General features: G+C 47.2%; 32 protein-coding genes. 26 read left to right on the top strand and 6 right to left on the bottom strand.

Annotated elements, in window-relative coordinates; genetic code table 11:
- Nucleotides 1-11: 11 nt before the first annotated feature.
- The 4 genes from ACSAMP_RS09885 to ACSAMP_RS09870 all read right to left on the bottom strand — a co-directional run bounded on the left by ACSAMP_RS09885 (nucleotide 12) and on the right by ACSAMP_RS09870 (nucleotide 2,750).
- Complete coding sequence (locus ACSAMP_RS09885) at nucleotides 12-254, bottom strand: DUF6870 family protein (protein ID WP_050005989.1); 243 nt, start codon at nucleotides 252-254, stop codon at nucleotides 12-14.
- A gap of 511 nt (nucleotides 255-765) precedes the next feature.
- Nucleotides 766-1,182, bottom strand: coding sequence for a hypothetical protein (locus tag ACSAMP_RS09880; protein ID WP_457800349.1), 417 nt, complete (start codon nucleotides 1,180-1,182; stop codon nucleotides 766-768).
- A 516-nt stretch (nucleotides 1,183-1,698) separates the two neighbouring features.
- Complete coding sequence (locus ACSAMP_RS09875; protein ID WP_117452812.1) at nucleotides 1,699-2,427, bottom strand: ImmA/IrrE family metallo-endopeptidase; 729 nt, start codon at nucleotides 2,425-2,427, stop codon at nucleotides 1,699-1,701.
- The gene (locus tag ACSAMP_RS09870) at nucleotides 2,424-2,750 is read right to left on the bottom strand and encodes a hypothetical protein (protein ID WP_120136752.1); all 327 of its coding nucleotides are present in this window, start codon (nucleotides 2,748-2,750) and stop codon (nucleotides 2,424-2,426) included. The genes ACSAMP_RS09875 and ACSAMP_RS09870 overlap by 4 nt, the downstream gene beginning before the upstream one ends.
- Nucleotides 2,751-2,953: 203 nt before the next feature.
- On the opposite strand from ACSAMP_RS09870, the gene ACSAMP_RS09865 reads away from it, so the two are divergent.
- The 24 genes from ACSAMP_RS09865 to ACSAMP_RS09750 all read left to right on the top strand — a co-directional run bounded on the left by ACSAMP_RS09865 (nucleotide 2,954) and on the right by ACSAMP_RS09750 (nucleotide 22,142).
- Nucleotides 2,954-3,382 carry a helix-turn-helix domain-containing protein gene (locus ACSAMP_RS09865; RefSeq protein WP_005934745.1) on the top strand — a complete coding sequence of 143 codons (429 nt, stop codon included), beginning with the start codon at nucleotides 2,954-2,956 and terminating at the stop codon, nucleotides 3,380-3,382.
- 140 nt (nucleotides 3,383-3,522) lie between these two features.
- Nucleotides 3,523-3,987 (top strand): ImmA/IrrE family metallo-endopeptidase, encoded by a 465-nt coding sequence (locus ACSAMP_RS09860; protein WP_457800348.1) that lies wholly within the window; start codon nucleotides 3,523-3,525, stop codon nucleotides 3,985-3,987.
- A gap of 24 nt (nucleotides 3,988-4,011) precedes the next feature.
- A complete protein-coding gene (locus ACSAMP_RS09855; protein ID WP_007046151.1) occupies nucleotides 4,012-4,836 on the top strand; it encodes a hypothetical protein in 825 nt (274 codons plus the stop codon).
- A 33-nt stretch (nucleotides 4,837-4,869) separates the two neighbouring features.
- Nucleotides 4,870-5,175 (top strand): carboxylate--amine ligase, encoded by a 306-nt coding sequence (locus ACSAMP_RS09850; RefSeq protein WP_172697140.1) that lies wholly within the window; start codon nucleotides 4,870-4,872, stop codon nucleotides 5,173-5,175.
- Nucleotides 5,175-5,456, top strand: a complete 282-nt coding sequence (locus tag ACSAMP_RS09845) for an AlkZ-related protein (protein ID WP_457800347.1) — start codon at nucleotides 5,175-5,177, stop codon at nucleotides 5,454-5,456. Before ACSAMP_RS09850 ends, ACSAMP_RS09845 begins: the two co-directional genes overlap by 1 nt.
- The gene (locus ACSAMP_RS09840) at nucleotides 5,428-5,862 is read left to right on the top strand and encodes an AlkZ-related protein (RefSeq protein ID WP_457800414.1); all 435 of its coding nucleotides are present in this window, start codon (nucleotides 5,428-5,430) and stop codon (nucleotides 5,860-5,862) included. Before ACSAMP_RS09845 ends, ACSAMP_RS09840 begins: the two co-directional genes overlap by 29 nt.
- Before the next feature lie 4 nt (nucleotides 5,863-5,866).
- Nucleotides 5,867-6,061 (top strand): hypothetical protein, encoded by a 195-nt coding sequence (locus ACSAMP_RS09835; protein ID WP_457800346.1) that lies wholly within the window; start codon nucleotides 5,867-5,869, stop codon nucleotides 6,059-6,061.
- Between the two features lie 40 nt (nucleotides 6,062-6,101).
- Nucleotides 6,102-6,599, top strand: coding sequence for a hypothetical protein (locus tag ACSAMP_RS09830; RefSeq protein WP_457800345.1), 498 nt, complete (start codon nucleotides 6,102-6,104; stop codon nucleotides 6,597-6,599).
- The gene (locus ACSAMP_RS09825; RefSeq protein WP_008396791.1) at nucleotides 6,592-7,071 is read left to right on the top strand and encodes a flavodoxin; all 480 of its coding nucleotides are present in this window, start codon (nucleotides 6,592-6,594) and stop codon (nucleotides 7,069-7,071) included. The genes ACSAMP_RS09830 and ACSAMP_RS09825 overlap by 8 nt, the downstream gene beginning before the upstream one ends.
- Nucleotides 7,072-7,110: 39 nt before the next feature.
- Nucleotides 7,111-7,527, top strand: a complete 417-nt coding sequence (locus tag ACSAMP_RS09820) for an immunity 70 family protein (protein WP_008396792.1) — start codon at nucleotides 7,111-7,113, stop codon at nucleotides 7,525-7,527.
- A 48-nt stretch (nucleotides 7,528-7,575) separates the two neighbouring features.
- Nucleotides 7,576-7,785: a hypothetical protein gene (locus tag ACSAMP_RS09815; protein WP_370860049.1), complete on the top strand. Its 210-nt coding sequence runs from the start codon at nucleotides 7,576-7,578 to the stop codon at nucleotides 7,783-7,785.
- Between the two features lie 20 nt (nucleotides 7,786-7,805).
- Nucleotides 7,806-8,327: an SRPBCC family protein gene (locus ACSAMP_RS09810; RefSeq protein WP_119191160.1), complete on the top strand. Its 522-nt coding sequence runs from the start codon at nucleotides 7,806-7,808 to the stop codon at nucleotides 8,325-8,327.
- Nucleotides 8,328-8,347: 20 nt separating this feature from the next.
- Nucleotides 8,348-9,385: an O-acetyl-ADP-ribose deacetylase gene (locus tag ACSAMP_RS09805; protein ID WP_457800344.1), complete on the top strand. Its 1,038-nt coding sequence runs from the start codon at nucleotides 8,348-8,350 to the stop codon at nucleotides 9,383-9,385.
- A gap of 25 nt (nucleotides 9,386-9,410) precedes the next feature.
- On the top strand, nucleotides 9,411-10,919 hold the full coding sequence (locus ACSAMP_RS09800) for a Y-family DNA polymerase (RefSeq protein ID WP_370860047.1): 1,509 nt from the start codon (nucleotides 9,411-9,413) through the stop codon (nucleotides 10,917-10,919).
- The gene (locus tag ACSAMP_RS09795) at nucleotides 10,916-11,338 is read left to right on the top strand and encodes a YolD-like family protein (protein WP_008396798.1); all 423 of its coding nucleotides are present in this window, start codon (nucleotides 10,916-10,918) and stop codon (nucleotides 11,336-11,338) included. Before ACSAMP_RS09800 ends, ACSAMP_RS09795 begins: the two co-directional genes overlap by 4 nt.
- Before the next feature lie 101 nt (nucleotides 11,339-11,439).
- The gene (locus tag ACSAMP_RS09790; protein WP_457800343.1) at nucleotides 11,440-12,099 is read left to right on the top strand and encodes a vWA domain-containing protein; all 660 of its coding nucleotides are present in this window, start codon (nucleotides 11,440-11,442) and stop codon (nucleotides 12,097-12,099) included.
- On the top strand, nucleotides 12,096-12,755 hold the full coding sequence (locus ACSAMP_RS09785; RefSeq protein WP_457800342.1) for an SIMPL domain-containing protein: 660 nt from the start codon (nucleotides 12,096-12,098) through the stop codon (nucleotides 12,753-12,755). The genes ACSAMP_RS09790 and ACSAMP_RS09785 overlap by 4 nt, the downstream gene beginning before the upstream one ends.
- 235 nt (nucleotides 12,756-12,990) lie before the next feature.
- Nucleotides 12,991-13,320: a plasmid mobilization protein gene (locus ACSAMP_RS09780; protein WP_117461146.1), complete on the top strand. Its 330-nt coding sequence runs from the start codon at nucleotides 12,991-12,993 to the stop codon at nucleotides 13,318-13,320.
- On the top strand, nucleotides 13,281-14,648 hold the full coding sequence (locus ACSAMP_RS09775; protein WP_457800341.1) for a relaxase/mobilization nuclease domain-containing protein: 1,368 nt from the start codon (nucleotides 13,281-13,283) through the stop codon (nucleotides 14,646-14,648). Before ACSAMP_RS09780 ends, ACSAMP_RS09775 begins: the two co-directional genes overlap by 40 nt.
- A 169-nt stretch (nucleotides 14,649-14,817) precedes the next feature.
- A complete protein-coding gene (locus ACSAMP_RS09770) occupies nucleotides 14,818-15,030 on the top strand; it encodes a helix-turn-helix domain-containing protein (protein ID WP_071699564.1) in 213 nt (70 codons plus the stop codon).
- A gap of 65 nt (nucleotides 15,031-15,095) precedes the next feature.
- Nucleotides 15,096-16,514 carry an NYN domain-containing protein gene (locus ACSAMP_RS09765; protein ID WP_457800340.1) on the top strand — a complete coding sequence of 473 codons (1,419 nt, stop codon included), beginning with the start codon at nucleotides 15,096-15,098 and terminating at the stop codon, nucleotides 16,512-16,514.
- An 88-nt stretch (nucleotides 16,515-16,602) separates the two neighbouring features.
- On the top strand, nucleotides 16,603-19,368 hold the full coding sequence (locus tag ACSAMP_RS09760) for a type I restriction endonuclease subunit R (protein WP_117452828.1): 2,766 nt from the start codon (nucleotides 16,603-16,605) through the stop codon (nucleotides 19,366-19,368).
- Nucleotides 19,369-19,380: 12 nt separating this feature from the next.
- A complete protein-coding gene (locus ACSAMP_RS09755) occupies nucleotides 19,381-20,949 on the top strand; it encodes a type I restriction-modification system subunit M (RefSeq protein ID WP_117452829.1) in 1,569 nt (522 codons plus the stop codon).
- Between the two features lie 2 nt (nucleotides 20,950-20,951).
- The gene (locus ACSAMP_RS09750) at nucleotides 20,952-22,142 is read left to right on the top strand and encodes a restriction endonuclease subunit S (protein WP_457800339.1); all 1,191 of its coding nucleotides are present in this window, start codon (nucleotides 20,952-20,954) and stop codon (nucleotides 22,140-22,142) included.
- On the opposite strand, the gene ACSAMP_RS09745 is transcribed toward ACSAMP_RS09750, so the two are convergent.
- On the bottom strand, nucleotides 22,135-23,181 hold the full coding sequence (locus ACSAMP_RS09745) for a restriction endonuclease subunit S domain-containing protein (RefSeq protein WP_457800338.1): 1,047 nt from the start codon (nucleotides 23,179-23,181) through the stop codon (nucleotides 22,135-22,137). The genes ACSAMP_RS09750 and ACSAMP_RS09745 overlap by 8 nt on opposite strands.
- Nucleotides 23,182-23,450: 269 nt before the next feature.
- Here ACSAMP_RS09745 and ACSAMP_RS09740 point away from each other — a divergent pair, with 269 nt between their 5' ends.
- The gene (locus tag ACSAMP_RS09740) at nucleotides 23,451-24,035 is read left to right on the top strand and encodes a restriction endonuclease subunit S (RefSeq protein ID WP_457800337.1); all 585 of its coding nucleotides are present in this window, start codon (nucleotides 23,451-23,453) and stop codon (nucleotides 24,033-24,035) included.
- On the opposite strand, the gene ACSAMP_RS09735 is transcribed toward ACSAMP_RS09740, so the two are convergent.
- Nucleotides 24,028-25,140 (bottom strand): restriction endonuclease subunit S, encoded by a 1,113-nt coding sequence (locus ACSAMP_RS09735; RefSeq protein ID WP_457800336.1) that lies wholly within the window; start codon nucleotides 25,138-25,140, stop codon nucleotides 24,028-24,030. The genes ACSAMP_RS09740 and ACSAMP_RS09735 overlap by 8 nt on opposite strands.
- A 119-nt stretch (nucleotides 25,141-25,259) precedes the next feature.
- Between ACSAMP_RS09735 and ACSAMP_RS09730 the strand changes: the two genes are divergently transcribed.
- Complete coding sequence (locus ACSAMP_RS09730; RefSeq protein ID WP_117452833.1) at nucleotides 25,260-26,207, top strand: site-specific integrase; 948 nt, start codon at nucleotides 25,260-25,262, stop codon at nucleotides 26,205-26,207.
- The last annotated feature ends 101 nt before the right edge of the window (nucleotides 26,208-26,308 follow it).

The raw sequence follows: 26,308 nt of genomic DNA, 5'->3' as shown, positions 1-26,308 counted from the left end.
CTGTTCATAAATCAAAGACCTCTCAGATAGTGTTCCAGACAATCTTCCATTGTCGTGTCCGTCTCGGCGAAGCTGATCTTCACCACAGTCTTCCCGTCCAGATAACAATAGGGATTTCTGATCTGCTTGATAAACTCCCTCAGTCTATCCTCTCGCGGTGCCGCAGGATCAAGCCGGATGCTGCTTCTCTGAACGAGTGTGCTTCGGTCAACCGTTTTCGGGCTGACATTTTTCATTGTTTCAATGCCCATCATATTCTAAGCACCTCCTGTTTCGTGAAAATATTCAGGACAAAAGGATATGGCAGAGCATCTTGTGAAGATACCCTGCCACATAGTTTTCATCCTGAAACTATATAGTAAGTTTCTTTTGGGTTTGTTTCATTGTCCGGCATATTTGCAGCTCGCGCCCCTGCCAGAAGAACTTTGTAGTTCCGGGAATGCTGCGGACTACCAATGGTCAATCGGTATCATGGGACTCTCACCCCTCCGAGGATCGCTCCGAGCCGCCCCTTCAAAGAAAAGACGGAAGTATCATTATACCCGGCATCTGCATCGTCGCAAGCAGCCGCACCACACGACTGTTATAGCTCTCCGGTGGTCGCTCACTCCCTTTCGGGAGGTCTTGGCGTCGGAAGCTGTGTTGCTTCGCAGAAGCGGAAAGATCCGCAGCACTGAACTATTCAGTTTTCAAGGAACAGCGAAGTGGTCTGATTGACCCTTTCACTTTACAACGGACATCTTTTTGCCGTTTGTTGAGTACCGCTCAAAAAATTTTTTGAAATTTTTTCTGCACCGCTGCTTTGAGGTCAAATGCAGCTCTGATGCCGATGCCTTTCCTCCGGGCAAACTCTCGAAGAGTCAGCCCCTCACGGGTCATCGCAAGATACAATTCGCGCTGCTTCTCGGTCAGAATAGAAAGAAGCTCCTTCTCTTTGAGGGCGGTGATCAGTTCCTCCATGCAGTCGCGGGAGTCTGCCAGCCATGTAGCGGACTTCACATCGTCCTCCGGCATAGCGTCAAGGGACAGCACGGTATCAGAAATTTTCTCTGCGCCGTCCTCATCCTCAGAGGTGTTGTCAGAGCCATACGAGCGTCTGATCCGCTTTTCCTCTGCGCGAAGGATTCTCATAACCTTGCGGTCAACCTCGGAAACTTCGCCGGTTCGTTTCACGCGAACCATGCACTTGCCGTCCTCCGTAGTCCAGAGGTCGTAATCGAACGCGATAGGGGTTTTAGGGATTTTCATTGTTCATCCTTTCCGCTGCGCGGGAGCAGCGGGAAGGGTGAAGACAGAAAAAGAGCCGCATGACGGTGAGGTTTGAATCCCATGCCGATAAAACAGAGTAATTACACTCTGTCTCATGCGGCATTAGGATGACTTCACCTATCAGGCGGCTCCACAGCTCAGCTATGACATATATTTTATTTTAGAACAGAGGCTTGTCCTCTGGTTCTTACTTGGTACGCGGTCGCAGTCTTCTCATATTCAGCACATCAAAGACTGTGATCCGCCCGCATTTCTTGCACTTTGATTCTACATGACCTCTCGTGTCTTCGTAGACAGCAATGGCATTATGCTGACAATAGGGACATTTCAGGTATCGGGGCTTCTGCTGGGAAATGGCAACTCTTGCCCTGCGGATTTTTTCGATCAGCTCCGGCGTCGGTTCCTGAACCCGAATGGATGCTCTCTTCATTACCACACCTCCAATGGGTCAACATACTCACTGAATGGACGATCTACCATGTAGCCGAGCTGACGAAGGCGGATAGACGCCGTTGTCTTGGAGACACCGAACAACCGGCAGAAAAGGCGCAGCGTTAAGTGATCACCATACGAATACCTCCCCTCGTAATTGATCAGCGGCGTTTCTGCAAACCGACGCATTGCCAGGTCAACCTCTTTTTGAGGAAGCAGGATCGCCGCGCCCAAGACATTTGCTTGCCACTCGTTCCAGTCCTCACGGGTTTTTAGCTCTCGCGGCGTATAAGCAGTCCGTGCGGAATATCTCATCTCGCAGGATGCCTTTACCTCTTCCGATTCCAGTTGGAAGAGAATCTGATGGGCGCACTCGTGGGCAAGGGTAAATCTGCGCTTGGCGCAGAGCCGCTGCACGTTGCCGGATCGAATGAAGCTCTCGTCCAAGATGACCTGATTACGCTTCAAAGCCAGTGTGCGCGTAATGCCAAGCTCCGTGATCTTGTACTCAGTGTCGGCATAGGCAGTGACACCGCAGATGCTTCCATCCGGCGAGAGACGGGCGAATGATACGCGAAGACCGAGATAATTCTTTGCAAACTGATCAATGGGTGTTGGCAAAGCTGATCGGTCGGGCTTGTCCGCCTCATCCCCGAAAAAGAACCGATTGAAGTCCTTTGTTGTTGAGGCTGCAATTTCTTCAAGTTGGCGCTGGGATAAAATCATGAGCAGTTGTCCTCCTTTGCTTCGACGAACCACTTGTCTCCTTCGTGAAAAAGAAATGACTCCTTTCCGCGAATCTGAACTGTGTAACGGATGCCTCCGCCCCCAACCTTCTTGGATGTGGCGCGGCATTTGTAAAGAATCTGGTCGATTTGAAAGATCACACCGTTGTCCCACCAGATAAGGCGAGGGAGGATTGCCCCCTCCTTGTCCACATCCAGCGTAACCGGGACGTATGCTTTTCTGTACTGTGTAGCCATTTGCGTTTTTCTCACTCCTGTTCCCTTATACCGGTGTATGCCGGTATGGATGATCTTCGGCAGCATAAATGCCTGTCCATTTGAACTGCTCAAAAGATGTAACTTTTTCGTGTACAACTACTCATGCCCCTTGACAGGATGAGCAATTCAGGATATACTATGAGTAGTTGGATTGCTCAGTCATTATTATACGCACTTCAAGTGCCTTTGTCAATAGACTTGCGCAATTTGATGTCGCAAACTTTTTGTGAACAGGAGTGATTACCAAAATGACGTTTGGAGAGAAATTCAAGGCTGAACGGGAGAAGCGGAAGCTGACCCAGCAGGAAGTAGCCGATGCACTGGGGATCAACAGACGTATGATTACCCGGTACGAGAACGGCATTTCCTTTCCCCGCACCAAGGACGCTTACAGAAAAATCGCGGAATACTTCAAGGTGGATGTGAACTATCTGCTGACCGAGGACGAAGAGTTTGTGGTTCAGGCATCCGAGCAGTACGGATCTCGTGGCATGAAACAGGCAAAGGACCTGATTGAAGGGATGTCCGGCTTGTTTGCGGGCGGTACGCTGTCCGAGCAGGACAAGGATGCGGTGATGAAGGCGTTGCAGGATATATATTGGGAATCCAAAGCCCGGAATGTTGAGAAATACACGCCGAAGAAATACAAGAAGACCGGTACGGACGCAGAGGAATAACTGTCTACGTCTCGGTTTCTTGACGGATTTACTTTGACTGTTTTCAACATGAAAGGGGTGAAGGTCCCGTGATAATTCGCTCCGAGGAAATATACAAAAAGGCGAACAGCATTGTCAAAAGCTGTGGAACAAGAGATACCTTGAAGATTGCCCGTGAGCTGGGCATTCATCTCCATTTTCTTGACAATCTGAACGGTCTGCTCGGAATGTACACCTACCGCCATAAAGAGCGGCATATTCTTCTGAACTCCAACATGGAGTATCTGATCATGCAAATGGTTTGCGGTCACGAGATCGGGCATGATACCTTTCACCGTGATCTTGCCAAAGGAAACGAACCGCTCCCGGAGTTCGTGCTGTTCGATATGCGCACAAAACACGAATATGAGGCGAATGCGTTTGCCTCACACCTGATCATTGACGATGATGAGCTGATTGACCTGATGAAGCAGGACTACGATGTGGTGCAGCTCTCGGCTGCAATGGGAACAAACATTAACCTGATGCTGATCAAGCTCAACGAACTGAACCGCATGGGCTGGCAGCTCAACTTGCCTTATGTACCGCACTCTGACTTCCTGAAAAATGTCAGACCGGAGGGGTGAATGAGGATGAAGGATAGTAATTAGATGAACAACGACGACTATAAAGAAGCCCTTTTCTATGCCGCTTCCATCTTTAACGAACGCTTGGGGGCAGAGTTCAGTGAGGACAACCTTGTACTGCGCTGCTTTCAGACGGAAAACCAGCAGGAAGTCTTTGAGCAGTTCTGCAAGCAGTATTTCCCTGACCGGCTGGAAGACCGCTATACAGAGGACGGCTATTTTGACTTTCACGCCTCTGCCTTCATCGGCAAAGAAGACGGCGTTGACGGAATCCTGCTGCGGACAGACATAGCGCGTCATCCGGCAGTGTTAAAACACATTCTTCTGCATGAGCTGGCGCATATCTTCTGCATCCGCAACGAGCTTGACGGAGATAACTTCTATGAGCAATACTGTATGGACGATACCATCAGCCGCGAAGAGGACGGAACCATTAACGCCGGTTATGCGGTCTGGCGGGAACTGATTGCGGAGCTGATTGCATTTGAACTGGATGACAACTGTGATATGGTTCCGCTCCGACGCAAGAAAGACCTACTCAGCTATTACGAAGGAGAACTCCTGACCGGCAACGGGAAAATGGGCATCAGCATGATTCTCTGCGAGGCGATGACCAGTGCTGAGGGCGAAGCGTCCATGACATGGGACGCTGCCAAAAGCAAGTTTGCACGGTTCAAGCCCTTTGATGATCCACTGTACAGGGACTTGCTGGAACTGGTCTTCACACACATTAGAGAATGCTTTATCGAGATTGACCGCGACTTTATTTATGAAATTGGAGTTTTGTATCTAAGCATTGCCGCACAAGCGATGATTGCGTCCCTAAAGAACAGATTTCAGGAAGAATAGACAGACCGATAGAGAGAAAGGACGGGCAATGATATGAAATATAAGCTGTTTCGCTCCCCCGGTGATCTGGACAAGGCGGTCCGGAAGCACGAACTGGTTGCCGTGGAGACCGGCAAAAGCATTGATGATGTGGCAGACGCGCTTATCCGTGCCGTTCGGGATGATCTTGCGGAAATGCCGGAGTATGCGCACTGTGAAACCGCTGCGTATGCACCGGAACCAATTCAGGAGCATCGCCGCGTAAGACGTTATCAGTATGAGATGATGGGTGTTGTTTACCCGCAGTATGCGGAGAAGAACATCCTGATTGATTATGGCGTGATTGAAGAGGCAGAGTAATGTCAGAGCGAGATGTCGGACAACTGCATAGTGCCGATGACTTGATTGCCGCTGTTGAGCAATACGGCTTTCTGCCCTTCTTTCGGAATGAGATTCACGGCTTCTCCATCGAGGAACTTTGTCCACCTGAGTTATGGTTTGCGGATGATGTAGATGGTCCGTGGGAATGGAAAGGTCCGGCTGCGCGGAGCGGCAAATGTCTCTACGGCAAACTTTTCAACAAGAAAGCTGGATTTGTAGAGTCGGGAGTGGATTCCGGACTTTGCGAACTTCCGGCGTGACGGCTATGACTTTGACGCCCGTTGGGATGACGGCTTGGCGTCCTACAAGGACAAGGAGCTTTATGAAGCCATAGACGGTGAAGGCGGGATGCTTTCCAAACGGCTGAAAGAGGCTCTGAACTACCGCAAGGGCGGCAACACCGGTTTTGAGACGTGCATCACGCGGCTGCAAATGCAGAGCTATGTCTGCATCGCGGATTTCGTCTATATGCAGGACAGATACGGAAGACCTTATGGCTGGGGTGTCGCAGAGTATGCGACGCCGGAAGAACTTTTCGGGTACGACCTTATCACATCTGCCTATCAGCGAGACCCGCAGGAATCCAAAGAACGCATTCTAAAACATCTGCAATCACGTCTGCCTAACGCGACCGAAATGCAGCTTGAGAAAATCATAAAGGGGTAACGCAATGGACGATATTATCTTTGAGAAGGATTACCGGGAAACCGAGTCTGCCGAATACGATAAATGGTGCGATGAGGTGTTTGACCGCGCAGTTAATTGTGGTATGCTGAAAGCGTACTCCGAAGCAATGGACAAGATACCAAAGATCATTGTACCGGAGGACAAGAAGAACTACAGAGTATCTTCTGGAACGCTGTGATGCGTTTGTCAAGCAACACCGCGGGTATATCAAGGGAATCGTGGACTATCATCGTTGGCACGCGGAAATCAATATGTTTCTTCCGTTTGCGGAGTTCGATGACTCAGAAGACCTTGCATTTTTGAAAGAAATTGCAGAAAAATCGCAAACCGTCTGCTTCTCCCCGGATGAAGAAGGTGGCATTCGCGTTCATATTTTTATCAACTACTTTGAAGAATTGATGTCAGCCGAACACAAGTCATACATCGAATACGATGCTATCATGCAGGACAAGAAACTATCTGAGTTACTTGGCATACCGGAGCTTTCTGACGAGGAAAAAGAACTCGCCCTGAAAATGAAGGGCATACTTGACCGCATTGATGAGGAAACAAGGATTGACCGTACCACGGCTTTTCGAGCCGTGCTTGATAAGATGACAAAAGAGCCGGAAGAAAACTGGTCGCTTCATTATATGGCAACATTGCTGGAAGCTCTGCTATACTTCATGCTGAATGAAGGAAATGAAAAGATTGATGAGGAAGAACACAATGAGTAATAAACTTGTAGCATATTTTTCTGCGTCCGGCGTGACCGCAAAGGTTGCCGAGACGCTGGCAGAGGCAATCGGCGCGGACATCTTTGAGATTGAGCCGAAGGTGCCTTATACGGAAGCTGATCTGAACTGGATGAACAAGAACGCCCGCAGCACGATTGAGATGAACGATCCTGCCTCACGTCCTGAGATTGCCGCGAAGCGGGACAACATGGCGGACTACGACACAATTTTTGTGGGCTTCCCGATCTGGTGGTACGTTGCGCCGACGATTATCAATACGTTTCTTGAGAGTTATGATCTGACCGGCAAGACGATCATCCCGTTTGCAACCTCCGGCGGAAGCGGCATTGGCAAGACGAACGAACGCCTTGCGCCGAGCTGCAAAGGCGCAAAGCTGATGGACGGCAAGGTTTTCAAGGGCAGCGTCGGACATCAGGAGTTTGCGGCGTGGGTTGAAGAACTTGGACTTTAAGGGGCAGACAAATCGGATTTATAGGGGGAAATTAGACACATGGCTGTCGGATTCAAAGTTGCGTTCTTTTGCTATCAAATAGGAAATGGAGATTTTCTACACTCCTTTTTCTCAACAGTTTCTTATAATTTAGAAAACGGGAAATGGGGTAGCAGATTCCCAACGCTTATGAATGAGCTATATCAAGGAACATTGGATAAAGATAACGTCGAAACAGCCATAGTGGAACTGAAAAAGATTCAGTTAGAACTCCAAGCGTTTAGTCCGGATAAGGTGGTTTGGGATATTGACGATTTGTCTAAGCAACCGCCTTGGGGCAAAAATATCAGCAATGATATTACCAACCTATCTAATTACTTTGTGACAAGCGATGGAGAAGACTTCATCACGATATTTTTCAACGCCTTGGAAAAAGCAAAAAAATTGCAAATGGATTTGACTATTGAGAGCGTATAAGGAGAGCGCAGATAGATTCCAGTTTAACGAACAGGAGATGATGAACGCATGAAAATCCTACATGAACTTTCTTGGCTATGGGAAACGCTGGGCATTGCACTTGTGGCTGCGGCTGTCTGCATGGCTTGCGCCGCGCTGATCTGCAAGGCAGCGAAGAAGAAACTCAGCAAAAAGGTATTGGCTGTCATAGGTGCTGCGGCATTTGTAGGGGCAATTCTGGCGATCATTCTGATCGCCCGGACACCGATGCCGCTTTGACAGAATAGGAGAAAGTGATAATGGTTGTTCTTACCGAGCAAATAGAGATTCCGGCTTCCTATGAAAAAATGGAGGCATGGACTGCCAACTTTGAGGAAGAGTTTGTGAAATGGAGTCCCTACCACATCGAATGCAATCTCTATAACGGAAACTATAACGCAGGAAGCAAGATCCGCTTCCGCGAGATCGTCATGGGGCTGGACTACGATGTGACCGGCACAATTACGGAATGCGAACAGGATGAGAACCACTTCCGCATTGTATTCCGGAGCGACAAGAAAACGGCGTTCATCACCTTTGAAGGGAAAAGAACCAAAACAGGATGCCATTTCTCTCACACCGAGGCTTTCGGCATGACCACGCCGGTAATTGGGGCGATCATGAACTTCCTGATCTTCAAGGTGTTTTTCAGGAAAAAGGCAAACTGGCAGCTTATCCGGGATGATATGATTCTGGATAACAGGTATTTATATGACATTCTGACCGAAGGAAAATACCCGGAAAGAATCCCGCTGGACAAACTGCTGACCGGCGCGAAGTAACCGAATGGGAGGGCTTGATCATGCCGCTTCAAATCGTCAGAAATGACATCACAAAAATGAAGGTGGACGCCATCGTCAACGCTGCCAACGAGTCGCTGCTGGGTGGCGGCGGTGTGGACGGCTGCATTCATCGTGCTGCAGGACCGGAACTGCTGGCGGAATGTGAAACGCTCCACGGCTGCAAAACCGGGAGCGCAAAAATCACGAAGGGCTACAAGCTGCCCTGCAAATATGTCATTCACGCAGTCGGTCCGCGCTGGTATGACGGGCGGCACGGTGAGTGCGAACTGCTGATCTCCTGCTATCGGACATCGCTCATGCTGGCGAAGGAATACGGATGCGAATCGATTGCGTTCCCGCTGATTTCCTCCGGCATTTTCGGCTATCCAAAGGATCAAGCCCTCAAGGTTGCGATTGACACCATCAGCAGTTTCCTTCTTGAAAACGAAATGACGGTGTACATCGTTATTTTCGACCGCAAAGCCTATCAGATCAGCGGCAAGCTATTTGCCGACATTGCTTCATACATAGATGATCGCTATGTAGACGAGCATACCGATAGTCGTTCCGAGCGTCTGCGCAGAATGAGTGCCTTCCGGATGGAAGACCCCATGCCTTGCAAGTCATCCGTTTGTGATGAAGCTATCGAAAAGCTCACAGCTCCTATGGCAGTCAGCTCCGAAAAAGCAGCTACCCTTGATGACGCACTGGGACAGATCGATGAGAGCTTTTCGGAGATGCTTCTGCGGAAGATTGACGAGCGCGGCATGACGGACTCGCAGTGCTACAAGAAGGCAAATATTGACCGGAAGCTCTTCTCGAAGATCCGCTCGGACAAGTCCTACAAGCCTTCCAAGCCCACCGTCATTGCATTTGCCATTGCCCTTGAGCTACCGCTTGTAGAAATGAAGGATATGCTCATGAAGGCGGGCTTTGCACTCTCCCACTCCAACAAGTTTGACATCATCGTGGAGTATTTCGTGGAGCATGGGAACTATAACGTCTTTGAGATCAACGAGGCTCTGTTTGCCTTTGACCAGAGCTTGATAGGAGCATAATCTGACTATGAAGGAGGCTTAGAAGATGAAACAACACACCTATATCGCAATCGACCTGAAATCTTTCTACGCCTCCGTGGAGTGCCGGGAGCGCGGCTTAGATCCTCTGGACACAAACCTCGTTGTTGCAGATGAGAGCCGGACGGATAAGACCATCTGCCTTGCCGTTACTCCCTCTCTCAAGAGCTACGGCATCTCCGGACGCGGGCGGCTATTTGAAGTCAAACAGCGCGTGAAGGAAGCGAATGCCGGACGGCAGCACGACGCACCGGGACGCAGACTGGACGGCACATCGCACTTCTTCTCGGAGCTGCAAGCAAACCCGTCTCTGTCGATTGACTTCATCATCGCGCCGCCTCGGATGGCGTACTACATGGAGTACAGCACCCGCATCTATCAGGTTTATCTCAAGTATATTGCCCCGGAAGATATTGTGGTCTACTCCATCGACGAGGTGTTCATGGACGTGACGGACTACCTGAATACCTACAAGCTCTCAGCACATGACCTCGCCATGAAGATCATCCTCGACGTGCTTGAGACAACCGGCATCACGGCAACCGCTGGGATTGGGACGAATCTCTTTCTCTGCAAGGTGGCAATGGACATTGTGGCGAAACACATCCCCGCCGACAAAAACGGCGTCCGCATTGCGGAGCTGGATGAAATGAAGTTCCGGCGTGAGCTTTGGGCGCACCAGCCTCTCACGGATTTCTGGCGCGTGGGTCGAGGTATTGCGAAAAAACTTGAGCAGAACGGGATGTTCACAATGGGCGATGTTGCCCTCTGTTCAGAGCGGAATGAGGACTTGCTTTATAAGCTGTTCGGCAAGAATGCGGAATTGCTCATCGACCATGCGTGGGGCTGGGAACCGACCACCATTGAAGCAATCAAGGCGTACCGCCCCAGCTCCAACAGCCTCAGCTCCGGTCAGGTTTTGCACTGCCCCTATGAGGCAGATAAAGCGAAGCTCGTCATCCGCGAGATGACGGACTTGCTTGTGCTGGACTTGGTGGACAAGGGGCTTGTTACCGACCAGATGGTTCTCACAGTCGGCTACGACATTGAGAACCTGACCGATCCGGCACGACGGGCAAAGTATCACGGCGCGGTTGAGACAGATCATTATGGGAGGCAGATTCCGAAACAGGCGCACGGCTCTATCAATCTCGACGGTCACACATCATCTACTCGCAAAATAATGTGTGCTGTGTCAGAACTCTTCGACCGGATCGTGGATAAGAATCTGCTCGTCCGCCGTATGTATGTTGTGGCAAATCACGTCCTGCCGGAAGCGGACGCGCCGAAGAAAAATGACGGGGTTGTCCAGCTCGACCTCTTTACCGACTATGCCGCTGAAGAGGAAAAGCAGAAAGCCGAAGATGCCGCTTTGGAGCGTGAGCGGAAGATACAAGCCGCCACGCTTGCCATCAAGAAGAAGTATGGAAAGAACGCCATCCTCAAGGCAATGAATCTTGAAGAAGGTGCAACCGCGAAAGACCGCAATGCGCAGATTGGAGGGCATAAGGCGTGAACGGAAAATACGACGAGATCATGGGACTTCCTCACCACGTTTCCAAAACGCGACCACAAATGCCGATGTCAGATCGTGCAGCGCAGTTTGCGCCCTTTGCCGCCCTCACCGGCTATGATTCTGCAATCAAGGAAACAGGACGTCTGACCGACGAAAGGATTGAGCTTGATGAGGGAGCCTTGACCGCTTTGAACATGAGGTATCAGCTCCTCATGGATGCCCTTGATGAAGAGCCGGAGGTTGAAATAACCTACTTCAAACCTGATGAGCGCAAAGCTGGCGGTGCGTATGTAACTGCAACCGGCGCAGTCATAAAGGTTGATGACTTTGAGCGCCTGATTACCATGCAGGACGGCACGAAGATTCCGATGGATGACATCCTAAGCATTGACGGAGAGCTGTTCTTGTCCTTAGAATAATGTCGCTTGCCATGCGACCAAATGAAGTGAATACCGAAGTACAATATGACTGTAAGGTGAGACACCAAGCAGTCATATTTTTATATACGGAGGTACAAAACATGAGAAAGAACTTGACGGAGATCGTATTCATCCTTGATCGCAGCGGCTCTATGAGCGGACTGGAAACAGACACCATCGGAGGATTCAACTCCATGATTGAAAAGCAGAAAAAAGAGAATGGCGAGGCATTGATCTCTACCGTTCTCTTTGACAACGTGAGCGAGGTTATCCATGACCGTGTGCCGGTTCAGAAGGTGGAGCCGATGACCGACAGGGACTATTCCGTTCGCGGCTGCACCGCGCTTCTGGATGCTATCGGCGGAGCGATTCATCACATTGGGAATGTCCATAAGTACGCAAGAAAAGAGGATGTCCCTGAACACACACTGTTCGTCATCACAACGGATGGCATGGAGAATGCAAGCCGCCGTTATGACAGCGAGAAGGTCAAGAAGATGATTGAACGACAGAATGAAAAGTACGGCTGGGAGTTTCTTTTCCTCGGTGCAAACATTGATGCAGTTGAGACGGCAAAGCATTTTGGAATTGGGGCAGATCGAGCGGTCAATTACCACTCTGACCGCGAGGGAACGCAACTCAACTATGAAGTTCTGAGCGAAGCGGTTTCCGCTGTCCGATGCAGCGTACCGCTGGGTACGAATTGGAAAAAACGTATTGATGAGGACTTCAATTCCAGAAAGGACGGGAGAAAGCAATGAGAACGATCACCGTAAAAGGGACAGGCAATGTCTCCGCAAGACCGGATTACATCATCCTCTCCTTGAACATTGAAACCTTATCTGAATCCTATGACCGTGCAATGTCGGAAGCTGCCGAGAGAATCGAAAGACTGCAAGGTGCCGCAGTCCGCGTTGGGTATTGCAAAGAAGACTTGAAAACCACGAGCTTTGATGTCCAGACAAAGTACGAGAACGTCAAGGATCGGCAAGGAAATTACAAGCGAGAGTTTGCTGGGTATGCTTGCAACTATCGCCTGAAACTTGCCTTTGACTTCGACAGCAAGCAGCTTGCACAGGTTATTTCTGCGATTGCAGAATGCGGTGCGAAGCCGGAACTCAGTATTGTATTCACTGTAAGAAACCCGTCAGTGGTCAGCGATGAGCTGCTGATCAACGCGACGGAGAATGCCAGAGCGAAGGCGGAGATTCTTTGCAAAGCATCAGGCAGTACGCTTGGGCAGCTACTCAATATTGACTACAACTGGGGCGAACTCAATGTGTATTCCAGAACGAGCTACGAGGTCGAAGACTGCATTCAGCCGCTTATGGCAATGAGCAAGTGCGCCGCACCTGAGATTGAGCCAGATGATATTGATGTGACAGATACAGTGGCTTTTACATGGGAAATCCAATAATTTTTCGACTTTTTTGAAATCCGGTACTCAACAAACGCTCTTATTGTGTCCGTTGTAAAGTGAAGGGACATTTCACGGAGGAATCTTCGGGGAATACGATTTTGGGAGATTAGCAAGCACAGCCAGTGTATATACACACGGCGATTTTGGATTAAGGAAACCCTCCCCTTAATCCCGAAAATGCTTGTTGGGATGTCTCCCAAACCCTCTATCTTTACGAAAGGACAAACCGCTTATGGCAAACAGAACACGACCAAATCAGATACTCTTCTTTGTTTCAGATGACGAGAAACGGATTATCAAAGGAAAGATGAAACAGCTTGGTACAAACAACATGGGAGCGTATCTTCGCAAGATGGCGATTGACGGTTACATCATCAAAGTGGACTACACGCAGCAAAAGAAACTTGCCGCAGCAGTATCTCGCGCAGCGGCAAATATCAACCACATTTGCCGCCGAATCAACTCCACAGGACACTTCTATGAGGACGATGTTGCAGAGCTGAAAGAAAGGCAGGCTGAGATATGGCGATTACTAAAATCAAGCCAATCCGAGGAACTGTGAACAAGGCTCTCGCATACATTCTTGATCCGCAGAAAACAGATGACCAGCTCTATGTCTCTTCCTATGGTTGCGCTGCCAGCGATGCCGCAGCGAAGGAATTTGAGTGGACAAGAAATCTTGCTGCTCAACAAGGAATGCAGATGCCGAAGGTGATCGCCCGACATCTGATCCAATCCTTTGCGGTTGATGAAGTCACGCCGGAACAAGCGCATGAAATCGGTAAGCAGTTTGCCGACGAATGGCTCAAGGGAAAGTACGAGTATGTGATTGCAACGCACATCGACAAGGGGCATTGCCACAATCATATTATCTTTAACGCTGTCAACTATGTTGACTTCCATGCGTACCGAAGCAATAAGAAAACCTATCGTGAGATGCGGCATCTCAGTGATGAGATATGTGCTGAACACGGGCTGTCAGTTATTCCTCCCTCTCAGGGAAAAGGCATGGACTACAAGGAATACACCGAAGCCAAACGCGGTACAAGTTGGAAGCAAAAACTCAAGCAGACCATTGATCGCTGTGTAATCACAGCAAAGGACTACGATGAGTTTTTGAAGCTGATGCAGGACGCCGGATATGAAATCAAAACCGGCAAATACATCTCCTTCCGTGCCGAAGGGCAAGAGCGTTTCACCCGTGCAAAAACCATCGGAGATAACTACACCGAGGACCGGATCAAGGAACGCATTCAAGGACGCAATGCCCGCAGACGGCAGATGCAGAACGATAGGAAGAACATCTCTCTCATCAGCGATATTCAAAATAGAATTAAGCAGATCGACAGCAAGGGCTTTGAGCATTCTATGAAGATTAAGATCCTCAAAGAAGCCGCCAGAACGCTCAATTACCTCACTGAGAACGAGCTACTTCAATATGCCGATCTTGAAAAGAAAGTCGAAGACATCCATAGTTCTTATGAGCGTACCGGCGCTGACTTGAAAGTCGTTGAAGCGCAGCTCCGAAAGGTGCAGCCGCTTATCAAGAATATCTCAACCTATCAAAAGCTCAAGCCGGTCTATGATGCCTACTCAAAGACGAAGAACAAGCAGAGTTTTCGAGCTGCGCACGAGGCAGAGCTTGTCGTTTTTGAAGCAGCGAAGAGTACATTGCTTGCTATGCAAGATTGTGAAAAACTTCCAAGTATGAAGTCTCTGCAAGCCGAGCAGCAACGCCTTTTGGAAGAGCAGCAGCGTCTCTACGACAAACGAGCAAGGCTCAAAAAAGAGGCTAAAGTGATTGATACCATGAAGGCAAATGTCGATGATTTCCTCAGTCCAACGCTTTCACAGGAGCATGAAAAAGCCAAAAGTAGCGAGTTGGAATAACCACCAAAGCCTGAGCCGTATGAATAAATCGGCTCAGGCTTTCTTCTTCGTAATGCGCTCCATGAACTTGAAATATATTTTGAATTTTTGGAGCATCGTATTGAAAATTTGAAGCGTTTGGTGTATAATATAATGAGTCTCACTATAAGCGTTTGAGAGAGGTGCTTTTATGAAGATAAGCTATAAGAAATTATGGGTCATGCTCATTGAAAGAGAGATCCCAAAATCAACTTTACGCAAGGATATAGAGCTGTCTCCTGGCACGATGAGTAAGCTCAATAAGAACGAGGATGTAGCTCTCTCTGTTCTGCTGCGCATTTGCGACTATTTGAATTGTGACATTGGAGATATATGTGAAGCTGTGCGAACGGGCAAGAAGTAGGTCCGAGTTTTCGTGCGGCTATTTTGTTATAGGTAGAGAAAAATACCTCAGCGAAAGGAGCATATATGGATGTCCTTGAGAATGCTGTGACTGAGAAAAATGCCCTCGTTGAAGCGGAGGCGTTTCCCACAGATGATCGAGTCACCTACAAAGACAGCACCTATGAAATTGTTTCTAAGGTTGCATATTTGATTGGTGTTCCGAAACGAATTTTTGATAATGAGCATGAAGCACCCAAAATAGAGATATACGAAAAACTTGATGCAGACAAAACGGCACGGATAATCCGTCATTTGTGTATCATAAGGACAGCGATTGAAAGAAACTTCAAGCATATCAACGAGCGCATGAAGTTTAGTTATCTCTCAATCAGCAGTATGCCGGAATATGTGCCGCAGGATAGCCTTCAACAACTAAATGCGGATGGCATTAGTTTTATAAAGAAGTCCAGCACGAAGCTAAGTCAGCATATCGTTGAGATAAACAAGCTGATTTCTGATCGGATCAATAATTGCAAGAAGCTATTTCCTCTTTGGCTGAATTGGCTGTATGTAAAAACCCTCTTTCTCATGCCAGATGGCTTGAAAGAGGAAGGGACAAAAGCAGCAGCAAATATTTATTACGCTCACTTGCTCTTTTATCCTTACCAGATGTATATAAACTGGGAACCGGAGGATGTCGGTAATCTGCTCTATAACGATAAAAAATTCGTGACGCTGCTTTATCAAATGAACGGTGACTACTTTACAGAGTACAGTAAAGTTTCTGATGCTGGAAGTTACATTAAAGGAAGCATCTACGAGTTTATTGGTAGCAGCGAAAAGGTTGTCGTAGTGGTAGATTGTGAAAACTCTGATCCGTACAAGCTCTGCGCTACGCTCAAGAATCTTGACTATCAGTACACACAAAAGATAGCATCCATCATCCTGTTTGATGATGTACATAGTGCATCTGCTTGGCGTATTCTGGATAGTTTTACCCACATCCCGGTCGAACACATGATGACCGAACGGGTAAAGCAGAACAAGTCTCTGGTCGATGTGATGCTGATTGCCCGAACTTGTCAGGAGCATTACAAAAACAATGTGGATTCCTTTATTTTGGTGTCCAGCGACTCCGACTATTGGGGACTGATTTCTTCTTTACCGGAGGCTCGGTTCCTTGTCATGATAGAGCGCGAAAACTGCGGACCGGATTTGAAGAACGCACTTGTCAATGCCGGTATATTCTATTGCTACATTGATGACTTCTACTCCGGCAATGCAGAGGATATTAAGATCGGCGCACTGTTCAAAGAGATGTATCATTACATAGATCAGGCGGTGCGGCTGAATATCTATGAGATGTTCACAGAGGCGTTAAGAGCGACTCGAATTGAAATGAGTTCTTCGGAACAAAAACAGTTTGTGGACAAGTATTTGAAAACGATGCAAATGTCCATTGCGGATAATGGCGATGTGACATTGGAAATAAGACGAAAATGAGTCCGTTATATCAGACAGTTGCCGTGATAAAATAAAATGAGGATCGGTTGGCAACCAAAAATAATCCTCAAGTATTGGAGATGAAGATATGGCATACCAAAGCGAAGCAGCTCTTGAGCAGCAATTCATAGAGCAGCTAAACAAGCAGGAATACAGCACAGTCGATATTCCTGATTATGACGCATTGGTGGAGAACTTCAAAGTTCAGTTTGAAGCCTTCAATGCACCCAAACTTGATACGCCTATCACCGATAAAGAGTGGGAGCGTATCTTTAACCTCATGCTCGGAAAGTCTGTGTTCCAGAGCGCAAAAATTCTGAGAGACAAGTTTGTCCTTGAGCGTGAGGACGGGACGAAGGTTTACCTGTCTTTCTTCGATCAGGATCACACCAAGAATATCTTCCAAGTTACACATCAGACAACGGTTGTAGGAAAGTATGTCAACCGCTATGATGTGACGATTCTTGTGAATGGCTTGCCGTTGATTCAGGTCGAGCTAAAGCGCAGAGGTATTGACATTCGAGAGGCGGTCAATCAGGTCATGCGCTATAAGAAGCACTCCTATAACGGACTATATCACTTCATTCAGCTTTTCATTGTCTCCAACGGCGTTGATACCAAATACTTTGCCAACTCCGACAGGGACTTGATGTATAGCCTCGCCTTCTTCTGGACGGATTTCAACAACATCCGTATTACCAACCTGAAGGACTTCTCAATCTCTTTTCTGGCAAGGGATCACATCATCAAGATGCTGACACGCTATACCATTCTGAACGATACGGATAAGATTCTGATGGTTATGCGCCCCTATCAGGTGTATGCCGTAGAAGCCCTTATAAGGCAGGCTACGCTCACAAATCGCAACGCCTATATCTGGCATACCACCGGTGCAGGAAAGACGCTGACATCCTTTAAGACAGCTCAAATCCTCGCAGCCAATCCGAACATCAAGAAGGTTATCTTCCTTGTTGACCGTAAGGACTTGGACTCTCAGACCACCGAAGAGTTTAACAAGTTTGAGGCTGGCTCTGTTGATGTCACAGATCGCACAGACATTCTTGTGCGGCAAATGAAGGATAAGAACCGGCAGCTCATTGTCACGACGATGCAGAAGATGGCAAATGCCGTTAAGCGTCCTCAATACGAAAAGGTAATGGACGCATATCGTGACGAAAAGGTTGTCTTCATCATTGATGAATGCCACCGCAGCCAGTTCGGAGATATGCACAAGGATATTGTTCGGCATTTCAAGAAAGCGCAGTTCTTTGGCTTTACCGGTACGCCCCGTTTTGAAGTGAACGGAAAGACGGAGGGCAAGATCACACAGACCACCGAAATGCTGTTTGGGGAATGTTTGCATAACTATCTGATCAAGGATGCTATCTTCGATAACAATGTCCTCGGTTTCCATATTGAGTACATAAAGACGATGGAAGGCGATTTTGACTGGGACGATCCGACATTGGCTGACGCGATTGATGTTGGCGAACTCTATATGTCGGATGAGAGAATGTCCCTCATTGCAAACCACATCGTCCAGAACCACAAAGCCAAAACGAGAAATGGTCAGTACACGGCTATCTTTGCTGTTTCCTCCATTGAAGCTCTTGTCAAATATTACGACATCTTCAAGAAGATCAAACACGATCTGAACATCAGCGGTATCTTCTCCTATGGGCAGAACGAAGATGCCGAGGGCAAGGACGAGCATAGCCGAGATGCCTTGGAGCGTATCATCAAGGACTATAACGAGATGTACGGCACGAATTTCTCTACCGACACCTTCTCCGCGTATCACAAGGATATTTCAGATCGTGTCAAAGGCAAGAAAACGAAGTCTCTGGACATTCTCATTGTCGTAAATATGTTCCTGACCGGCTTTGACAGCAAGCAGCTCTCTGTGCTGTATGTGGACAAGGATTTGAAGTATCATGATCTGCTGCAAGCCTATTCTCGCACGAACCGTGTCGAGAAAGAAACAAAACCGTTTGGTATCATCATTTGCTACCGCAACCTCAAGAAACGGACAGATGATGCGCTGACGCTCTTCTCCAAGAGTCAGGACACCTCCGGCATTGTCGTTCCGGGCTATCAGTATTTTGTTGAGAAGTTCAATGAAATGGTTATGAAGCTCAAGGAAGTGGCACTCTACCCTGAGTCCGTCGATACCATGCAGAGCGAGGATGACCAGAAGAAGTTTGTCATCACTTTCCGTGAGCTGACAAAATACCTCCAATCTTTGCAGACATTCATTGAGTTCAGCTTTGATCAGGATGCACTCATCATGTCCGAGCAGGAGTATCAGGACTACAAGAGCAAGTATCTGATGCTTTACTCCCGGCAAAAAACTGATCGAGAAGTCGTATCTGTCCTGAATGATGTGGACTTCTGCATTGAGATCATGGAGAGTGACCGCATCAATGTTGCCTATATCATGAACTTGATCCGCAACATCCACTTTGATGACAAGAAGCAGAAGGACTACGACATCAAGCACATCAAGGAAGAATTGAGCAGGACGGATAATCCGCAGTTGCTTCGCAAGGTTGAAATTCTTCAAGCGTTCTTGGATCGTGTCGTTGTTGGACTTGAAAGTGCGGATGAGATTGACGCTGCATACAACGACTTTGAAAATGAAGCAAAACGAGAAGAGATCGTTGCTTTCGCAAAGACTGAGGATATTGATTCCTCCATGCTGACGGACATCATTTCTGAGTATGAGTTCTCCGGCACAATGGATGCAGGAAACATCCGTGACCGTATTGAGAAGCCCATGCCGCTGCTCAAGAAGAGGTCTTTGGTCAACCGGATCGTCGAATTTATCCGGCAGCACACTGAGAAATACCAATAAGGAGAGAGAACAATGGATAATTCTATTCAGGCTCACCAGAAAGAGCTTTGCAACAAACTATGGGCGATGGCAAATGCCCTGAGAGGTAACATGGAGGCATACGAGTTCAAGAACTATATCTTGGGCATGATCTTCTATTACTACCTCTCCGACAAGACCGAGAAGTACATGGTTAATCTTCTCAAAGACGATAATATCAGCTACGAGGATGCTTGGAATGACGAAGAATACAAGGCTGCCATCGTAGAAGAAGCTCTGCGTGACCTCGGCTACATCATCGAACCGGAGTATTTGTTCCGCAAGATGGTCAAGATGGTTGAGAACCGTTCCTTCGACATTGAGTTCTTGCAGAAAGCAATCAACGCTCTGATGGAATCCACTATCGGCAACGATTCGCAGGAAGACTTTGACGGATTGTTCTCCGATATGCAGCTTGATTCTACGAAGCTGGGGCATACCGTTAAAGATAGAAGTGCTGTCATGGCGAAAATCATTGCTTCGCTGGACGAGATCAATTTCAGCGTGGATGACACGAAGATTGATGTGTTGGGTAATGCCTACGAGTATCTGATCGGTCAGTTCGCTGCCACAGCCGGTAAGAAAGCCGGTGAGTTCTATACGCCTTCGGGTCCTGCCGAGCTGCTGTGCCGCCTTGCTTGTCTTGGCTTGACCGATGTTAAGGACGCAGCCGATCCGACTTGCGGTTCCGGCTCTCTGCTTCTTCGCCTCAAGAACTATGCAAATGTGCGTAACTACTACGGTCAAGAATTGACCTCGACCACCTATAACCTTGCCCGAATGAACATGATCCTTCGTGGCATCCCGTACCGCAACTTCAATATCTACAATGGCGATACGCTTGAGCATGACTACTTCGGAGACATGAAGTTCCGTGTTCAGGTTGCAAATCCTCCGTATTCTGCAAATTGGTCTGCTGATATGCACTTCATGGAGGACGAGCGTTTCAATGAATACGGCAAACTTGCGCCTAAGAGCAAGGCTGACTTTGCTTTTGTGCAGCACATGGTTTACCACATGGACGAAGATGGACGAGCTGTTGTCCTGCTGCCTCACGGCGTTCTGTTCCGGGGCGCAGCCGAAGAAGTGATCCGTAAGCACCTGATCCAAAAGCTGAATGTGCTGGACGCTGTTATCGGTCTTCCTGCAAACCTCTTCTTTGGCACGGGCATTCCGGTATGTGTCCTTGTCCTCAAGAGAGAGCGCAACGGCAACTCTGATAACATCCTCTTCATTGATGCGTCCAACGACTTTGAAGCCGGAAAGAATCAGAATATCCTCCGTGAGTGCGACATTGATAAGATCGTCGAAACCTACGAGCATCGTGTGGATGTCGATAAGTACGCTCATGTTGCCACTATGCAGGAGATTGAAGAGAACGGATTCAATCTGAACATTCCTCGCTATGTTGATACCTTTGAGCCGGAAGAGGAAATTGACCTCAATGCTGTTGCAGCAGAAATCCGCAATATTCAGGCTGAGATCAAGGGCATCGACGCACAACTGAAACCGTTTTTCGATGAGCTGGGACTTGATTTCCCCTTTGATGTGGAGGGCAAATAATTATGGCAAATGTATCCTCAAGTAACGGTCTTGAGAAGCGTCCGAAACTCCGGTTTCCGGGCTTCGATGAGCCATGGAAGGCAACGGCATTTGGAGACATTGTTCACGAGTTTAGCAATCGTACCAAAGTAGAAGATGAAGATGTTCTTTTATCCGCTGCCATTGAAGGTATGTTCCTAAACACAGAACTTTTTGGGCATCAGCGTGGTGCAAGCAATAAGGGTTACAAAAAGATAAAATACGGAACAATGGTGCTGTCAACGCAAAATCTTCATTTAGGAAATGCCAATGTAAATCAGCGTTTTGAGCACGGCATGGTTTCTCCTGCATATAAAACTTATGACATTTCTGGATGTTCTATTGATTTAATAGCCCAATGGATAAAGTCCGATGCTGCGAAACGGTTCTTCTATAATGCGACAACCGTAGGGGCAAGCGTATGTCGAAGAAATGTTGAGTGGGACACTCTCTATGAACAATCACTCTTTCTTCCTTCGCTACCTGAACAGGAGAAGATCGCAAACCTATTGACGCTTCTATCCAATCGGATCGAGAAACAGCGACAGGTAATAATTGCCCTCAAGAAGTATAAAAGAGGTGTCAATAACCAGATACTCTCTCAGATTGATAATAGCTATAATTGCAGACTTGGCTCGGTATGTGAAATTGTTGGTGGAGGAACACCTGACACTCTTCATACAGAATATTGGGGAAATACAGTGGAATGGTTCACCCCGTCTGAGATTGGTAAAACAAAATATGTCAACAGCAGTGTTCGCAAATTAAGTGATATTGGATTGGATAACTCATCCGCAAAACTGCTTCCCATCGGAACGGTTTTATTGACAACCCGTGCTACCTTGGGCGAGATGTCCATTGCAAAACAAGAGTGCAGCACCAATCAGGGCTTTCAGTCGTTGATTCCTCACACTGATAGAGTTTCATCTGAGTATCTGTATTATATGCAAATCATCATTAAGCCATGGTGCGAAAAGTACGCTTCCGGTAACACATTCCGAGAAATAAGCAAGTCTGCTTTGTCAGATTGCATCATCCCTATCCCAGACAGAGCAAGGCAGGAACAGATAGTTAAGCTGTTGAGTTCCATTGACATGCTAATAGGCGCAGCAGAAAGCATATCAATGTCGCTATCTAAGATACGCCATGGCTTGATGCAGCAGCTCTTTATATGAAAAGTTGCTGTAAGAAAAAATTTCTTGCCTTTTCTAAACAATCCAGTAGGATTTGTTCTTGCGTGATTTTGCCGTCAATTTTTGAAAAAACAGCTCCAATTTTCTTCTGAGCTTCATACGAAGGGATTTTAACAAAAACGCCTAAAAAGTCTTCGGCATATATCCTGTATTGTCCATAAAGGCAGCCTTGTCGATATTTTAGAATACGGCTCATAATCGGCTTTTGTTTAATAGCTTCGCTGATAAACCACGGATCGGCATCTTTTATGGAGAATATCTCATATACATCAGAGATCACGGCAGAGCCATAAAGGTTAAGTCCTATTGAGCCGACATCAAGGTTATTGGAACTATAAATGAAATCGTTCAAATCAGTTCTCTTATACAATTTTGTGCTTGCATCTTTCACCAAAAAACCACGATCATACCGTTCGCCTTTGTCGCACACGCCGCCTGTTGCGGTAAATGCCATCAACGGAGCATCTGTTGTTGGAAGTTGTTTGATGCTTTTTGAATGGAGAAATTCTCCGATTCTATGTTCCGTCCATGTTTCTGTCGTAATTTTGGTTTTCTCTGATAAAACATCATGGAGCAATCCTCTTTTATACTTCTTGAGGTTATCTACGAGAGACTGCTGTGCCTCTATTCGATGCTCTAACGCAATCATAAAGTCTGCGATTTTTCTCTGCTCCGCTAAATCCTGCGGAATGTAATGCTTTGTGCCAAAGAACTCATCAGTTGGCACATTCAAAAGCCCGTGATTTCTCGCTCCTTCGGCAGAGATCATGTAAATCTCACGATACCATTTGAGCGAATCAAAGTAGGCGTTTATAAAATCAGAATCGTGTTTCTTGAGTGCAAAGCAGATGTAGAGTGTTGAAAGCGCGCCCATATCATAGCGGTCAAGACGCTTGACGGAGCCAAAATCGTACCCGACTGAATAACTCTTGTTGTAGGCATATTCACCATTCTTCAAGAGATAGTAGCCACTCATGTCTTTGCTGGCTACGGTCTTATTGAAGTAGCTGATCTGATCCACAAGCCCGTCTTTGGACGAAATTGTGAGTGGCAGACTTGTTTCGTTATTGGTATTCTTCCGCGTGACACGCTCTGCAAAATCTGAAAGTTTCTCAGCTTTCCACGGCTCATCGAAGCCCGGAAACCGGAGTTTCGGACGCTTCTCAAGACCGTTACTTGAGGGCTATTTCAGCAACCAAATACTGGCTTGTAGCAAAGGTAAATCCCTTGCAGTAGCAGAGATATTCCGCTACTGCAAGGGATTTTGTCGGTCATATAGCTCCATTCTGCTTGCTTGATCAGAAGTATAAAAGAGGTGCTGTTGCCCACATTCTTTCCGGCAAAAGCGTGGCATTTGCCGTTACATCTTCATGGACGGAACATACGCTTTCCGAGCTGTGTTCTGAGTTCAGAAGTGGACGAAATATTTCAGCAACGCTCATACACCAAACTGGAAATTTTCCCGTTTACGGTGGTAATGGCATTCGAGGATATTGCAATCAATATAGCCATGACGGTGAATATGTCGTGGTTGGTAGACAAGGCGCATTATGCGGAAATGTGCGTCTTATTCAGGGGAAAAACTACTTGTCCGAACACGCCATTGCAGTTCAAGCAAACGAAGCAAATGAAACTAAGTTCTTGCTGTATCTGCTCGACTACATGAAACTTGGTCAGTATTCAGATCAGGGCGCGCAACCCGGTCTTGCCGTCAACAAATTGCTAAGGCTCAAATGTATGGTTCCTGATAAACAAACACAAATAAAAATTGCTTCCTTTCTTATGAGCTTTGATTTTCAAATATCCACTCAAGAAAGAATGCTAATGCTTCTAAATTGCCAACGCAGAGCCTTGTTACAGCAACTCTTTATATGAAGAGCTGTTGTAGTGAACTGCGCTTCATTGCCTGGATTTGTTCGCATTCTGCAATGGACATCTCAATTCTGCGCTCTATCATCGAAAGAAACTCGACAACAGATGATTGAGCTGTAGAATCGGGTATATCAACACGCAAGTTCTTGATGATCTCGGCAGAGAGGTTTCCTTGCCCACCTTGTAAATATGTGTTAATAATGTCATCCTTGCTATCTTCTAAAAGATACCGAAGATATTGTTTGCTCATATCATAGGGGCGTATGCAAAGAATCGCTTGATTGATTGCACCGTCGATTTTTGAAATATCGACTTCGCCGCTGGTCGCACCATATAGCGCAATAAGCAAATCTCCCTTGCTCACCATTTTTGCAGATGAATTTTGAAGTCCTGCTTCGGATAAGAAAAGCTCTGTTTTTTCTCCGTGTATTTCACCAGAACGGATAAACGGAATCGATCCTCCGTAATAGCTGCTATCAGTTGATTTTGGTGTACCTCCAGAAAAGAACACGCACTCGTCGCCCAAGCGTATTGATTTCCAAACAGTTGCCTTTGAGAAAACAAAGGATTTATCTCTAAAAATGGCTCTCATGGCACCTCTTTTATACTTCTTGAGGGCTTCGATCAAATCACGCTGCTTTGCGATTCTTTCATTGAGAGCAGCAAATAGGTTGGAAATCTTCTCTTGCTCAGTTGGCTCACAATATGGTATTCCGAGCCACTTAAATGCTTCGTAGCTTATCTGCCGTCCGTCTCTGATGCCTTCAACAGACTTTGAAAGATTGTGGTTGATAAACTCATCTGTATGAAAATATGCGTCATAGAATAGGCTTGAATGGGGACGCTTGCAGCGTAAGATGGTGTATGCTGGACTGACTATTCCAGCTTCATTTGCCATTTCCAGCCCACCTTCAAAAGAGCGCAGATGAATAATAAAGTCTCCTTGTTCAACCTTCTTATAGTTAGATAAAGACGCATCATCATAGTGGATGTTACGACCAGCTTGCTCTCTCGGAAGTGTACCTTTTCCTTGAATGATTGTCAGCACAGTTTCATCCGGGTGATTCTTGTCAGTGATATTCTGAAAAAGTTCTTCTGCCTTGAACACTTTCCACGGCTCATCGAAGCCCGGGAACCGGAGTTTCGGACGCTTCTCAAGACCGTTACTTGAGGAATATACTGCCCTGATTATCCCTCCAACGGATAATGTTCGTGGAGGTGGTCAATATGACTAACAATACACAATTCAAGACGCTTGTGAACACTTGGCTAAATCAAAAGCAGCCAATGATCACGCCGTCAACCCATGCCAGCTTTACGCTGATTGCCGAAAATCATCTTATTCCATACTTCGGAAAGCGTAAGATCGGCAGCATCACCGAAACGGACATCCAGAGCTACATTTCGTATCTCCATGATGCCGGTAGGTTGGACAAGACCGGAGGGCTAACGGTAAAGACTATCCGGGATGTGATCCTTGTTCTCAGACTTTCAATGGAGTTTGCGTACAAAGAAAGGGCGATTCCGCTGCTGAACTGGGATCTCATCGAGTACCCGAAGGAACTTGGCATTAAGAAGGTTGTTTCTCTCTCAAAAGATCAGGAGCAAGCGCTGATTCAGTGCATCTACATGAACTTGAACAGGAAGACCGCTGGCATTCTAATTGCACTTTTTACCGGAGTGCGCATTGGAGAACTCTGCGGATTACAGATGAAGGACATCTCATTGACGGATAAGACCATCAGCATCAATAAGACTGTCCAGCGCATCTATGACAAAAAGAAGGGCGAGTCTTATCTTCACATCGGACCGCCCAAAACGAAAACTTCTGCAAGGACGATCCCTGTTCCGTCTCTTCTGATGAACATTATCAAGAAGTTCTACACGGATAACCCTAACCACTACTTCTTGACCGGCAAAACAAAGCCGACAGAGCCTCGTACTTATCGGCAGTTCTTCACCCGTTTCCTGAAACGGAACGGATTAGAGAAGGTGAAGTTCCATGAGATCCGACACACATTCGCAGTCAGGGCGATTGAGATACCGGAGTTTGATATTAAGTCGCTCTCTGAAATCCTCGGTCATAAGAATGTGTCCTTCACACTGAATGTCTACGGAAGTGCAAACCTCCAACAGAAGGTCAAGTGTATGAATTTACTGAACGATCTACTGTAATCTTATTCAGTTCTGACTCTGCTTTTACAGTGTAGCAGAAACGAATAACCGTTTCCAGCGATTCAAATTCATTGACTCGATGTGCTGTTCATAGGAGGCAC

The sequence above is a fragment of the Flintibacter sp. SJQ-8 genome (assembly GCF_054108085.1).
Note: the sequence above shows the minus strand (reverse complement) of the source record. Positions and strands in the feature narration are given on the sequence as shown.

What these genes read in the sequence shown, in the direction of transcription:
- ACSAMP_RS09885 (WP_050005989.1), bottom strand. Translation starts at nt 254, where the DNA reads ATGATGGGCATTGAAACAATGAAAAATGTCAGCCCGAAAACGGTTGAC.
- ACSAMP_RS09880 (WP_457800349.1), bottom strand. Translation starts at nt 1,182, where the DNA reads ATGGTTCGCGTGAAACGAACCGGCGAAGTTTCCGAGGTTGACCGCAAG.
- ACSAMP_RS09875 (WP_117452812.1), bottom strand. Translation starts at nt 2,427, where the DNA reads ATGATTTTATCCCAGCGCCAACTTGAAGAAATTGCAGCCTCAACAACA.
- ACSAMP_RS09870 (WP_120136752.1), bottom strand. Translation starts at nt 2,750, where the DNA reads ATGCTGCCGAAGATCATCCATACCGGCATACACCGGTATAAGGGAACA.
- ACSAMP_RS09865 (WP_005934745.1), top strand. Translation starts at nt 2,954, where the DNA reads ATGACGTTTGGAGAGAAATTCAAGGCTGAACGGGAGAAGCGGAAGCTG.
- ACSAMP_RS09855 (WP_007046151.1), top strand. Translation starts at nt 4,012, where the DNA reads ATGAACAACGACGACTATAAAGAAGCCCTTTTCTATGCCGCTTCCATC.
- ACSAMP_RS09850 (WP_172697140.1), top strand. Translation starts at nt 4,870, where the DNA reads ATGAAATATAAGCTGTTTCGCTCCCCCGGTGATCTGGACAAGGCGGTC.
- ACSAMP_RS09845 (WP_457800347.1), top strand. Translation starts at nt 5,175, where the DNA reads ATGTCAGAGCGAGATGTCGGACAACTGCATAGTGCCGATGACTTGATT.
- ACSAMP_RS09835 (WP_457800346.1), top strand. Translation starts at nt 5,867, where the DNA reads ATGGACGATATTATCTTTGAGAAGGATTACCGGGAAACCGAGTCTGCC.
- ACSAMP_RS09825 (WP_008396791.1), top strand. Translation starts at nt 6,592, where the DNA reads ATGAGTAATAAACTTGTAGCATATTTTTCTGCGTCCGGCGTGACCGCA.
- ACSAMP_RS09820 (WP_008396792.1), top strand. Translation starts at nt 7,111, where the DNA reads ATGGCTGTCGGATTCAAAGTTGCGTTCTTTTGCTATCAAATAGGAAAT.
- ACSAMP_RS09815 (WP_370860049.1), top strand. Translation starts at nt 7,576, where the DNA reads ATGAAAATCCTACATGAACTTTCTTGGCTATGGGAAACGCTGGGCATT.
- ACSAMP_RS09810 (WP_119191160.1), top strand. Translation starts at nt 7,806, where the DNA reads ATGGTTGTTCTTACCGAGCAAATAGAGATTCCGGCTTCCTATGAAAAA.
- ACSAMP_RS09805 (WP_457800344.1), top strand. Translation starts at nt 8,348, where the DNA reads ATGCCGCTTCAAATCGTCAGAAATGACATCACAAAAATGAAGGTGGAC.
- ACSAMP_RS09800 (WP_370860047.1), top strand. Translation starts at nt 9,411, where the DNA reads ATGAAACAACACACCTATATCGCAATCGACCTGAAATCTTTCTACGCC.
- ACSAMP_RS09790 (WP_457800343.1), top strand. Translation starts at nt 11,440, where the DNA reads ATGAGAAAGAACTTGACGGAGATCGTATTCATCCTTGATCGCAGCGGC.
- ACSAMP_RS09785 (WP_457800342.1), top strand. Translation starts at nt 12,096, where the DNA reads ATGAGAACGATCACCGTAAAAGGGACAGGCAATGTCTCCGCAAGACCG.
- ACSAMP_RS09780 (WP_117461146.1), top strand. Translation starts at nt 12,991, where the DNA reads ATGGCAAACAGAACACGACCAAATCAGATACTCTTCTTTGTTTCAGAT.
- ACSAMP_RS09775 (WP_457800341.1), top strand. Translation starts at nt 13,281, where the DNA reads ATGGCGATTACTAAAATCAAGCCAATCCGAGGAACTGTGAACAAGGCT.
- ACSAMP_RS09770 (WP_071699564.1), top strand. Translation starts at nt 14,818, where the DNA reads ATGAAGATAAGCTATAAGAAATTATGGGTCATGCTCATTGAAAGAGAG.
- ACSAMP_RS09765 (WP_457800340.1), top strand. Translation starts at nt 15,096, where the DNA reads ATGGATGTCCTTGAGAATGCTGTGACTGAGAAAAATGCCCTCGTTGAA.
- ACSAMP_RS09760 (WP_117452828.1), top strand. Translation starts at nt 16,603, where the DNA reads ATGGCATACCAAAGCGAAGCAGCTCTTGAGCAGCAATTCATAGAGCAG.
- ACSAMP_RS09755 (WP_117452829.1), top strand. Translation starts at nt 19,381, where the DNA reads ATGGATAATTCTATTCAGGCTCACCAGAAAGAGCTTTGCAACAAACTA.
- ACSAMP_RS09750 (WP_457800339.1), top strand. Translation starts at nt 20,952, where the DNA reads ATGGCAAATGTATCCTCAAGTAACGGTCTTGAGAAGCGTCCGAAACTC.
- ACSAMP_RS09730 (WP_117452833.1), top strand. Translation starts at nt 25,260, where the DNA reads ATGACTAACAATACACAATTCAAGACGCTTGTGAACACTTGGCTAAAT.